Annotated in this window: 1 pseudogene; it reads right to left on the bottom strand. The window is 69.1% G+C overall.

The window, feature by feature from the left end:
- Positions 1-223, bottom strand: a pseudogene (locus E4K09_RS13995) (thioredoxin domain-containing protein); the annotation flags it as partial.

Below are 223 nucleotides of genomic sequence, written 5' to 3'. Positions count from 1 at the left end.
GGGCGAAGCCCCCGCCGAGATGGTCGCGAATGCCCCCGAGGGCCATCTGCTCCAGGGTGAGGAGAAAGCCATGGCGGGCTCCGCCGTCCCCGGCGCGGCCCGCATAGCGGACCAGGTATTCGAGGATCGTGGGATTGGGGAATTTCGGCGCGCCTTGAAGACCGCCATGCCGGGTGTCGATCAGCTCGGTGAGGCGCAGGCCCATGCGGTCGAGATCGGCGAG

This window comes from Microvirga pakistanensis (assembly GCF_004458765.1).
GTDB classification, from domain to species: Bacteria; Pseudomonadota; Alphaproteobacteria; order Rhizobiales; family Beijerinckiaceae; genus Microvirga; species Microvirga pakistanensis.
The sequence above is the reverse complement of the archived record's forward strand: the minus strand, read 5'-3'. Positions and strand labels throughout refer to the sequence as shown.